Origin of the sequence: Actinomadura logoneensis (assembly GCF_003428695.1) — a bacterium.
GTDB lineage: Bacteria > Actinomycetota > Actinomycetes > Streptosporangiales > Streptosporangiaceae > Spirillospora > Spirillospora logoneensis.
This window is the reverse complement of sequence record NZ_QURH01000981.1, coordinates 1-9,908: the sequence shown is the minus strand read 5'-3', so window position 1 is coordinate 9,908 and position 9,908 is coordinate 1. Positions and strand designations below refer to the sequence as shown.

At 71.9% G+C, this 9,908-nt stretch carries 11 protein-coding genes; 3 read left to right on the top strand and 8 right to left on the bottom strand.

Annotated features, from left to right (window positions below; all coding sequences use genetic code 11):
- Window positions 1-73: 73 nt before the first annotated feature.
- From DZF91_RS33415 to DZF91_RS33405, 3 genes are read right to left on the bottom strand one after another with little or no spacing between them, the layout of a single operon-like run.
- Window positions 74-559, bottom strand: a complete 486-nt coding sequence (locus DZF91_RS33415; protein ID WP_117361042.1) for a hypothetical protein — start codon at window positions 557-559, stop codon at window positions 74-76.
- On the bottom strand, window positions 556-3,018 hold the full coding sequence (locus DZF91_RS33410) for a molybdopterin oxidoreductase family protein (RefSeq protein WP_117361041.1): 2,463 nt from the start codon (window positions 3,016-3,018) through the stop codon (window positions 556-558). The genes DZF91_RS33415 and DZF91_RS33410 overlap by 4 nt, the downstream gene beginning before the upstream one ends.
- Window positions 3,019-3,023: 5 nt before the next feature.
- The gene (locus DZF91_RS33405; protein ID WP_117361040.1) at window positions 3,024-3,443 is read right to left on the bottom strand and encodes a CBS domain-containing protein; all 420 of its coding nucleotides are present in this window, start codon (window positions 3,441-3,443) and stop codon (window positions 3,024-3,026) included.
- Window positions 3,444-3,668: 225 nt separating this feature from the next.
- On the opposite strand from DZF91_RS33405, the gene DZF91_RS33400 reads away from it, so the two are divergent.
- A complete protein-coding gene (locus DZF91_RS33400) occupies window positions 3,669-4,271 on the top strand; it encodes a TetR/AcrR family transcriptional regulator (protein ID WP_117361039.1) in 603 nt (200 codons plus the stop codon).
- A gap of 47 nt (window positions 4,272-4,318) precedes the next feature.
- Entirely contained in the window at window positions 4,319-5,116 is a 798-nt protein-coding gene (locus DZF91_RS33395) for an endonuclease/exonuclease/phosphatase family protein (protein WP_117361038.1), read from the top strand.
- Window positions 5,117-5,142: 26 nt separating this feature from the next.
- Here the strand turns inward: DZF91_RS33395 and DZF91_RS33390 are convergent, their stop codons facing one another.
- From DZF91_RS33390 to DZF91_RS33380, 3 genes are all read right to left on the bottom strand, one after another.
- Window positions 5,143-5,619, bottom strand: coding sequence for a hypothetical protein (locus DZF91_RS33390; RefSeq protein WP_117361037.1), 477 nt, complete (start codon window positions 5,617-5,619; stop codon window positions 5,143-5,145).
- A gap of 200 nt (window positions 5,620-5,819) precedes the next feature.
- Entirely contained in the window at window positions 5,820-6,308 is a 489-nt protein-coding gene (locus DZF91_RS33385; RefSeq protein WP_117361036.1) for a hypothetical protein, read from the bottom strand.
- A gap of 108 nt (window positions 6,309-6,416) precedes the next feature.
- Complete coding sequence (locus DZF91_RS33380) at window positions 6,417-7,583, bottom strand: hypothetical protein (protein ID WP_117361035.1); 1,167 nt, start codon at window positions 7,581-7,583, stop codon at window positions 6,417-6,419.
- Between the two features lie 149 nt (window positions 7,584-7,732).
- Here DZF91_RS33380 and hemC point away from each other — a divergent pair, with 149 nt between their 5' ends.
- A complete protein-coding gene (gene hemC, locus DZF91_RS33375; protein WP_117361034.1) occupies window positions 7,733-8,641 on the top strand; it encodes a hydroxymethylbilane synthase in 909 nt (302 codons plus the stop codon).
- A 31-nt stretch (window positions 8,642-8,672) separates the two neighbouring features.
- Here hemC and DZF91_RS33370 read toward each other — a convergent pair whose 3' ends face one another.
- A complete protein-coding gene (locus DZF91_RS33370; RefSeq protein ID WP_117361033.1) occupies window positions 8,673-9,269 on the bottom strand; it encodes a hypothetical protein in 597 nt (198 codons plus the stop codon).
- Window positions 9,270-9,426: 157 nt separating this feature from the next.
- Window positions 9,427-9,908 (bottom strand): RICIN domain-containing protein (locus DZF91_RS33365; RefSeq protein WP_117361032.1); only part of this gene is annotated, 482 nt, incomplete at its 5' end.

Genomic DNA, 9,908 nt, shown 5'->3' with positions numbered 1-9,908 from the left:
CCGCACCGCCTCGCACCGCCTCGCGCCGCGCCCGCACCGCTCCGGCGGGCGCGGGCGGTGCGGGCGCGGGCGGTCAGGACGTGAACGTCTGCGGGCTGGTCTCCTTGATCTTGGCGTTGGCCCAGCGGACCTGGCGGAGCGTGTCCGGATGGCAGCGGCCGACCAGGGCGAGCAGGTCGCCGTCCTTGGTCGCCTGCGCCACCTGCCCGGCGATCTCCCAGTCCAGGGAGACGCCGGACGCGTCCACGTAGACCTTCCGCAGGTCGTGCAGCAACAGCAGGGCCGCCTCGCTCTGCCGTCCGAGCAGGTCCCCGGCCCGCTCCCGGACGCGCCGGGTGAGGGACGCGTCGGCGTCCGGCTCGGGGTCGAGGTCGAGGCCGTAGCGGGGCGCGGCGTCCGCGAGGGCCGCCACGTGGTCCTGCGACCAGACCGCCAGGTCCCGGGCGAGGTGGTACACCTCGTGGTCGGCGGCGTGGTGCGCGGAGATCCGGAGCAGGTCGCGCGCCAGCGCGTTCTCCCGGCCGTGCAGGTCGCACAGCAGCATCCCGAGTTTCTTCACGGCCGCTCCCCGATGCGCTGGTCGGCGACGGCGGACGCGCCGCCGGCCGTCGCGTTGAACCCCGGGTCGAGGGGGGCGGACGCCGTGAGGGTCGGCGCGTTCGCGGGGCGGTCGCCCCGGCGGACGAGCGTGACCCGCGCGGCGGCCGTCTTGAAGACGGGCTGCTTGGACGCCGGGTCCCAGTCGGTGATGGTGAGCTCGTTCGCCGCGCGCCGGTGCCGGTCGGCGTCCTCGGGTTCGTCCCAGTAGCCGTAGTGGAACGGCAGGAAGACCACGCCCTCGCGGATGGCGGTGATCCGCGCCTGCGCCCGGACCGCTCCCCGCGGCGTCGCCACCTCGACGAGGTCGCCCTCCTCGGCGCCGACGGCCTCCGCGTCGACCGCGGACAGCTCGACCCAGACCTCGGGCGCGGCCTTCTGCAACTGCGGGACGCGGCCGGTCTTGGTGCGGGTGTGGAAGTGGTAGAGCGTCCGGCCGGTGATGAGGTGCAGCGGGAAGTCGTCGCTGGTCTGCTCGTGCGGTGTGAGGTAGGCGGCGGCCTTGATGACGGCCTTCCCCGTGGGGTTCAGCGCCCGGTACTCGACGGGTTCGACCGGGGCGCCGGTGACCAGGTCGCGGCCGTAGCTCTCGCAGTAGTCCGGGGACGCGAAGAACGCGCCGTCGGTGTAGAGGCGTTCGGTGCCGTCCGGATGGTCCTCGTCGCACGGCCACTGGATGCCGCCGTGCTCGCGCAGCTTGGCGTAGCTGAGCCCGGTGTAGTCGCAGGGCCGTCCGCGGCTGCACTGCTTCCACGCCTCGAACGCCGACTCCGGGTCGGTCCAGTGGACCAGCGGGCCGCCGTCCTTGTCCCGGAAACCCATCCGGGACGCGAAGTCCAGGAAGATGTCCAGGTCGGACCGCGCCTCCCCGGGCGGCTTGACGGCCTGTTCGCACAGGTGGACGGTCCGGTCGGCGTTGGTGAACGTGCCGGTCTTCTCGCCCCAGGTCGCGGCGGGCAGCACCACGTCGGCGAGCGCGGCCGTCTCGGTCAGGAACAGGTCCTGCACGACGACGAACAGGTCCTCTCGGGCGAGGATCGACCGGATCCGCGCGAGCTCGGGCAGGGACACCGCGGGGTTGGTGCCGCTGATCCACAGCATCCGGATCGAGCCCTGCTCGGCGTACCGGAAGATCTGCATGGCGTGCGTGGGCGGCGCGTAGTGCGGGATCTGCTCCGGTTCGACGTTCCACACCTCCGCCAGCTCGGCGACGTGGGCGTCGTTGGACCAGTTGCGGAACCCGGGCAGGTCGCCGTTCGCGCCGCACTCGCGGGTGTTCTCCGCGGTGGGCTGGCCGTTCATCTGCAGCACGCCGCATCCGGGCCGTCCCAGCATCCCCCGGACCAGGTGCAGGTTGTTCACCTGCACGGCCGCGGCGGTCGCCTGGTGGGACTGGTAGAAGCCCTGCAGGACGGTCGAGGTCAGCCGCTCGGCGGAGCCCAGCAGGCGCGCGGCCTCGCGGATGCGCCCGGCGGGGACGCCGCAGATCTCGGCGGCGCGCTCGGGCGGGTACTCCCCGACCCGCTCCTCCAGCTCCTCGAACCCGACCGTGTGCGCGTCGATGTAGTCCCGGTCGATGTGCCCGGCCGCGATGATCTCGTGCAGCAGCCCGTTCATGAGGGCCACGTTGGTGCCGGGACGGGGCGCCAGGTGCAGGGTCGCGGCGCGCGCGGCCGGGGTGGGGCGCGGGTCCACGCACAGCAGGGCGGGCGGCTCGGGCCCGGCGAGCCGGTCCAGGACGCGCGCCCACAGCACCGCCTGCGTCTCGGCCATGTTGTGCCCGAACAGCGCGATGACGTCGGCGTGGTCGATGTCGGTGTACGAGCCCGGCTGGCCGTCGCTCGCGAAGGACTCCTTGAGGGCCGCGGCGGCGGTCGCGGTGCACATCCGCGTGTTGCCGTCCAGGTGGTTGGTCCCCACGCCGCCGTGCGCGATCACCGCGAGGGTGTAGTACTCCTCCAGCATCAGCTGCCCGGTCGTGTAGAACCCGACGGCGGACGGCCCCTGGTCGTCCAGCAGGGACCGGGTGCGGCCCGCGACGCGGTCCATCGCGGTGTCCCAGTCGGTCTCGACCAGTTCGCCGTCCATCCGCACGAGCGGGCGGGTGAGCCGGTCGGGGGACGTCCCCGCCTGCCAGGCGAACAGGTCCTTGGGGTCGAGCCTGCCCCGGTTCACCCGGTCGTCGGCCCGGCCCCGGACCCCCACGACGCGGCCGTCGCGGACGGCGATGTCCATCGCGTCGCCGTTGGAGTGCAGCAGCGACGCCGCCCGCACCCACCGCTCGACCTCGTCCTCCGCGACGCCGTCGGCGAGGTGGGAGTCCACCCGCACCGGCCACGTCCCGCCCGGCCCGTAGGGCGTCCGCGTGCCCCAGGGCTCGGCGATGGCGTCGCGGGGACCCGCCCGGTGCCTCCGGCCCATCGCCCTCATCCGTTCGGCGCCGAGGCGCTGATCCGGCCGAGGACCGAGCCGCCGTCGCGGCCCGCCGCCAGGTCACCGAGGGAGAGGACGCCGACCGGCTCGCCGTCCCGCACCACCGGAAGCCTGCGGATCTTGCTCTCCGTCATCAGCCGCAGCGCCTTGGCGACGTCGTCGTCGGGGGACACGCAGACCGGGTCGAAGCTGCACACCTCGCGGACCGGAAGGGTCTCGGGATGGCCGGTGCGGCTCAGCCCCCGCACCACCAGGTCCCGGTCGGTGACCACCGCCACCGTCCCGTCGTTCCCGGCGACCACCACGCTGCCGATCGCCTGGTCGCGCATGAGCCGCGCCACGGTGGACAGGTCGGTGTCCGGGGCGACCGTGGTCGCGGGTTCGGTCATCAACTCGGCCACTTTCTGCGACATCGTTCCCCCTTCTCGGCGGCGTCCCGTCCGGACGCCTCGTCAGCGGTGCCCGTACCCCTGTCGGGGATTTCAATCACGTGGGACCGCCCCGGCCGCCATCTCGCGGGAAACACCCGGTCAAGGCGGACGACCTCACCTAGCGCCCGTCTATCGCGACGGTAGGGATAGCGGCTGGGCAGCCGCCGCGGAGCGGCGGACGCGGCGCCGCCCTCCTACCGTGGAGCCATGGTGGAGACGCCCCCAGGGGACAAGAGCCGCGACCAGGTGCTGGAGACCGCCGCCCGGCTGTTCTCCGACCTCGGATACGACACGGTCGACCTCAAGCTGATCGCGGACGCCACGGGCCTGACGACCTCGGGCCTCACCGAGCTCGTCGGGGACAAGCCCACCCTCTACCTCGCCGTGTTCACCTGGCTCCACCAGGTGCAGCAGGAGTCGATGGCGGAGGCGCTGGAGACCTTCACCCCGGACGCCGCCGGGCTCCAGGGCATCGGCGACGCCTTCCTGGACTTCTGCCTGCGGCACCGCGCGTTCGTCGGGATGTGGATGCACCGCTGGGCGGGCGACGCCGCCGACCTCGACGTCGAGACCCCCTTCGCCAAGCCCGTCCTCGCCGCGATGAACGAGGTCATGGCCCCCGCGGTGCAGCCGGGTGTGGACCTGGAACTGACGATCTGGAGCATCATCTGGTGCGTGCACGGCTTCGTCCAGTTCGGCTTCATCGGCCAGGACGGCGAGAGCCACGGCAGCGACACCCCCGCCGCCGTCGCCCGCTTCCGCGCCCACCTCCACAACATGATCAACCGCTTCGTCCGGGTCCCGGCCTAGCCCCTCGACGCGCGCGCCGCCGTCCGGAACGACTAGATTCGTCTGCCGTGCGGATCATCTCTCTGAACGCCTGGGGCGGCGCGATGTTCGACGACCTCGCCCCCTGGCTCGGCACCTGCGGCGCGGACGTCCTCTGCCTCCAGGAGGTGACCCACACGGCGGCGCTGGACGGCTGGACCCGCTTCGACGACGCCGACCGGTCCCTCCCGCAGCGCGCCAACCTCCTAGACGACGTCCGGACGCGACTCCCCGACCACCACGCCCTGTTCACCACCAGCGACTCGGGCCCCGTCCGCGACGGCGACGGAAACGTCCACCGGCAGGACTTCGGCGTCGCCACCTTCGTCGCCGAGACGCTCCCGCTCGTCGGCACACGCACGGGCTTCGTCCACGGCGAGTACGCCGAGTACCAGGACGAGTGGCCGAACGGCGACCGCCCGAGAGCGGCCCTGGCCGTGCGCGTCCTGGACCGCGAGAGCGGCCGTTTCGTCACGGTCGTCCAACTCCACGGCCTGCGCGACCCGGACGGCAAGGGCGACACCCCGGCCCGCCGAGCCCAGGCGAAGCGCCTCGCCGACCTGGTCACCGACGCCCGCGAGGCCGGCGACCTGACCGTGGTCTGCGGCGACCTGAACCTCCTCCCCGACAGCGAGACCTTCGAGATCCTGAGCGACGTGGGCCTGACCGACCTGGTCGGCACGTCCGACACCAGAACGTCCCGCTACAAGAAGCCCCTGAGAAGCGCCAGCTACCTCCTGATCTCCGACCCAGACACCGTCCGAAACTTCGAGGTCCTCACGACGCCCGAGGTCTCCGACCACCGAGCCCTCCAACTAGACCTCTAACGCAGGCGAAGGCTCCTGGAAGGCCCTCAAGCTCGGCGGATCATTTCCTTCTGGACTTGGATCGCCTCCACCAGGCGAGGATGCTTCCGTTCCACTTCTGGGATTACAATATCTATCTCTTCTCGATCCAGAAGTGACTCGTAGCAATCAGATAGAATGGTATAGAGATACTCTCCTCCCATTCCCGCCGCAGGCAGCTCGAAGCAGTTCACAGCCGCCATGAGAAGCTGCTCCACCCCTGGATCGTCGCACTCGGAAACATAGGCTTCCACCTGATCCTCGAGCCTCTCGGGGGCAGCGGGAGAAATATTACCCCGAGACTCCTCTTCGCGTAGCCTAGAAATACTGCTCCGGACCGCCGACGCCGCCAGCTCGCTGATCCTCGAATCGAATGTCCCGAGCGTCCATTCCAGTGCGTCGGCGGCAATACGAAGCCGCCGCCTTGGCTCCAGCAAGGAGATATCTTCCTTAGAAGACTTCATCTCAATATCCCAGAGCAGCACTTCTCTCCACCTACTTCCTCCTTATGGCTCAATGAACAGGTAGGCTCGCCCTTACGCACCCACCCACACCACCCCCGCCTGTCACCAAGTGCCGCGCTACCTACACATTGTTATGGCCTCTTAGAGGAGGCCCGATGGCGGGCTGTGGCGTTCGGTGGTGCTCGTGAGGCTGCCGGTCCCGGATGGACGGCTGTTCTCTGTCAGCTGGGGTCGTTGAGGAGGGTTTGGCGGAGGACGGAGCCGGGGGCGGCGGGGGTGCCGGCGAGGGGGGCCGTGAAGATCTCGGGGTCGTGGTAGACGGGGCTGCCGTCGGGGCGGCGGGTGTAGGCGACGATGCCGTAGTCGATTCCGTCGTCGTGGTCGAAGGCGGTCCAGACGATGGCCTCCTGCTCGCCCTCGCGGGGGCCCTGGTTGGAGACGGGGCGGCCGTGCAGGCCGGCGCCCGGCGGGACGGCGATGATCATGGGGACGGCGAGGACCCAACGGCGGGCGCGGACGCGGTTCGCCTGGGCGGCGGCGCGCCGTTCGAAGGCGCCGGCGGTGGCGTCGTCGCGCAGGTAGTCGTAGCCGGTCAGCGTCAGGCGGCGGTCGCCGTCCAGGCCGCAGACGGCGGGGCAGCGGCGGGCGGCGATGTTGCGTTCGAGGCGCCCGACCACGTCGAGGAGCAGGTCGAGGGTCGCCTCGTTCATGGCCGTGCCTTCCGCGCTCGGTTCCGGGATCGTCCCTGGTGATCCTGCCCCGAGACGCCGCCCGCGGCCATCAGGGGCGGTCGAACACGCCGATGGACGGCCCAAGTCTCACGAGGACGCGTTCCAGGGGACGGTCTCCAGGGCGCCGAGGTCGTCCACGGCTACGCGGTCCTCGCGGGCCAGTGCCTCGATCATGGACGCGGCCTCGTCGCGGGTGACGTGCCGGCCGCGGGAGTGGCGGTGCGCGGGTTCGGGGGTCTCCAGCCACAGTCGTGGCTCGCCGGGGCCCTCCCACCTCATCTGGACGACGCCGCCCGACCGTCCGGTGAAGACCAGGTGGTTGCCGTCAGTGGGGGCGAGCGCGTCCAGCCAGCGCAGGCACTCGTCCAGAGAGGCCGGGCGTTCGGTGTCGTCGTGGCGCCTGCGCTCTTTGTCGTTCACCGACATGGCCAGCATGTGCTCGGACTCAGCCGGTCTGTTGAACAGCGCGGGATCGAACTCGGCGCCGCCGAACAGCGGGCCGAAGACGTCGGACGCCGCGAGCCGCGGGATGTCCACGTCGATCTCTTCGCCCGGAAGGCGCAGGGTGCCGCGCAGGCGGTCCCACTCGCGGTGCAGTCGCAGGTCGTGCCCGCGGGTGTCCATGACCGACACGCGCACGCCGTCCGGCAGGACGGGCAGTTCCTGCTCCAGCACCGTGGACGCTTTCAGGAGCGCCGGACGCGAGCTCCTGCGGCTGCGGCTGTTGCGCCGGAACGGACCTCCGACGCCGCTGTCCAGGCGGCGGACGTCGGCCCTGGGCGTCGGCTCGCGGGTCCAGTCGTAGTGCCGGATGGACAGGTTCTTGCCGATGACGCCGGGCCAGAACGTCTCGTACTCCTCGCCGTCGACGGCCTCGGAGCGGTGGACCGGGATGACCTGCATCCCCCGGTCCGCCAGCGGCGTGTCGTGGAAGAAGGCGGTGTGCCCGGGGCCGAGCAGGGCCGCGCGGTCCAGCGGGAATCCCGGTACCTCGATCGGACGCAGCCGGACGGTCGAGCCGAGGTCGCCCGCGTCGGCGAGGTCGGCGACGGCGTCCAGCAGCGCGGCGGCCACGTCCTCGCGGTAGCCCCGGTTGGCGTGCAGCACCAGGACGTGACCGCCGCTGATCCGGTACACGAAGGTGCCGATGAAGCCGCGTTCGACCAGCACGTCGTGGCGGCCGATCCGGGCGGGCAGCGCCGGGTCGGCTCGGTCTTCCTGGATCAGTTCCGTGAGGGTGGCGCCGTCGACCATGGGGAGAAACCTAGCCTCTTCCTCCGAAACGGACGATGCTTCATGGGAAGTGGCGACGAAGGCGAGTACTGATGCCAGTACCTCCGCCCGGTGATCCGTGCATGAGTAGCGTGCCGTCTGGAGCGAATGTCGAGCGGAAGGACGGGACGATGAGGTTGGGGACGCGGCCGTCGGCGCTGGCCATGGCCCAGGCGCGGACGGTCGCCGGGGAGTGGGAGCGGCGGTGCGAGGGGCTGCGGGTCGAGATCGTCCCGATCACCACCAGCGGGGACCGGCACCAGGGGATCGGGGACCTGCTCGCGCTCGGCGGCAAGGGCGCGTTCGTGAAGGAGATCGACCGCGCCCTGATCGACGGCGAGATCGACGCGGCGCTGCACTGCGCGAAGGACCTGCCCGGCGACGTGCCGCGTCCCGAGGGTGTGGCGCTCGGCGCCTGCCTGGAGCGGGAGGACGCCGGTGACATCGCGGTCTTCCGTGACGGCGATGTCGCGCGGACGTTGGCGGACCTGCCGGCGGGCGCGCGGGTGGGCACCTCGGCGGTGCGGAGGTGCGCGCAGCTCATGCAGCGGTATCCGCAGCTCCGCTTCGAGCCGGTGCGGGGGAACGTGGACACCCGGCTCGCGAAACTCGACAAGGGCGACTACGCGGCGATCGTGCTGGCGCGGGTCGGGCTGCTGCGGCTGGGCGTCGAACGCGTCCACGAGCGGTTGGACATCCTTCCGGCGGTCGGCGCCGGAGTGCTGGTCCTGGAGTGCCGCGCCGGGGACCGGGCGGTGGCCGAGCAGGCCGAACGGCTCGACCACGCGCCGACCCGATCGCGGCTGGCCGCCGAGCGGGCGCTCCTGGCGGTTCTGCGTGGAAGCTGCGACACGCCGATCGCCGGGCACGCGCGACTGCGCGGCGAGTTGGAACTGCGGGCCGCGGTGTTCTCCCGTGACGGCGCGCGCGTGCTCACCGCGTCCCGGACCGCGCCGGCCGCCGAAGCGGAACGGCTCGGCGCGGCCGTGGGCGGCGAGCTTCTGGACAGGGGCGCGGGCGAGCTGATCCACCAGGCGTGAGGCACGGCGGCGGGTGACGGCCGGGCGGCGGTCAGCGCAGGATGCGGGTCGCGGTCGTCCAGTCCTCGACGATCGCGCGCTGGGCGGCGGCGAGGGTGGCCTGACCGGCGCAGACGGCCTTGTAGAGCGTGAACTCGACCCGGTCCTTGGGGTTGGGCGACGCGCCCGGCTCGGGCCAGAGGTTCTTCGGGTCGCGGGGTGCGCCGCCCAGGCTGAGCGGGACGAAGTGGTCCTCCTCGTAGGCGGACGGATCGGTGTTCCGGTATCCGTACTCCTTGATCTGCCGCCGCTTCAGCGCGTTGGTGTAGGACACCGGCGGCCGGATCCGCTTGGTGTATCCGGCCACGCAGATCGTCCGGTGGATGTTCGCCTGCGTGACGTCGGGGTTGAGCGCGCCGGGGGTGCAGTGCGGGTCCGGCCTCGTGGTCGCGGGGTCGAGGCTGGACGCGTGGCAGGACCCTGGCGGCAGTGCCCGCGTCCCGCCGCGGGCGGCATCGGCCGCCGGGGTGGTCGTGGGCGCGGGTCGCGGCGGACGGACCGCGGAGCGGGCGGTCGTCCCGCAGGGCGCGGTGGCCAGTGACGCCGCGCCGAGCGCGGCCAGGGCCTTGGCGGTGGGAACGTGGAGCACGTCGCCTCCCGGTTGATCGTGCCGCCGGCCTGCGCGCGGCGGCGGAAACGATCAAGCCCCTCCCCCGGCCCGGGTCACCGGAAGCTCCGCACCAGGTGAAGCCGTCCCCTGCCTGACACCCGTGGACCGAGTTCCGGGGGACGCGCTCGGCCGTCGTTCAGTGCCTGATCTCGAAGCGCTGGTTGTAGCTGCCGTTGCAGTGGTACTGGATGATGCGCGCGCCGTCGTGGGCGGAGTGGTTCCGGACGTCCAGGCACTTGTGGGCGAACGTGTGGACCTCCACGCCGCCCTGCGCCGGTGTCAGCCGGAACCGCTGGTTGGCGCCGCCCGTGCAGTCGTACTGGATGATGGACGCGCCGTTGTCGGGCGACGACCGGCGCACGTCGAGGCACTTGCCGGCGAAGGTGTGGATCTCCGCGCGGCCTCCCGGCTTCGGGACGATGCGGAACCGCTGGTTGTAGTCCCCGGTGCACCGGTACTGGATGATGTGCGTCCCGTCGTACGGCGACTTGCCCCGCACGTCCAGGCATTTGTGCGCGAAGGTGCGGATCTCGACGCCGCCCTGGGCCCGGGTGGCGGTCGCTCCGAGCGCGGCCGGGGCGGTCGTGCCGGAAGCGACCGCCGCCGGTGCGGCCGGGG

Excerpts from the sequence above, each read along its gene's own strand:
- DZF91_RS33410 (WP_117361041.1), bottom strand. The coding sequence starts at position 3,018 with ATGGGCCGGAGGCACCGGGCGGGTCCCCGCGACGCCATCGCCGAGCCC.
- DZF91_RS33405 (WP_117361040.1), bottom strand. The coding sequence starts at position 3,443 with ATGTCGCAGAAAGTGGCCGAGTTGATGACCGAACCCGCGACCACGGTC.
- DZF91_RS33400 (WP_117361039.1), top strand. The coding sequence starts at position 3,669 with ATGGTGGAGACGCCCCCAGGGGACAAGAGCCGCGACCAGGTGCTGGAG.
- DZF91_RS33385 (WP_117361036.1), bottom strand. The coding sequence starts at position 6,308 with ATGAACGAGGCGACCCTCGACCTGCTCCTCGACGTGGTCGGGCGCCTC.
- DZF91_RS33380 (WP_117361035.1), bottom strand. The coding sequence starts at position 7,583 with ATGGTCGACGGCGCCACCCTCACGGAACTGATCCAGGAAGACCGAGCC.
- hemC (WP_117361034.1), top strand. The coding sequence starts at position 7,733 with ATGAGGTTGGGGACGCGGCCGTCGGCGCTGGCCATGGCCCAGGCGCGG.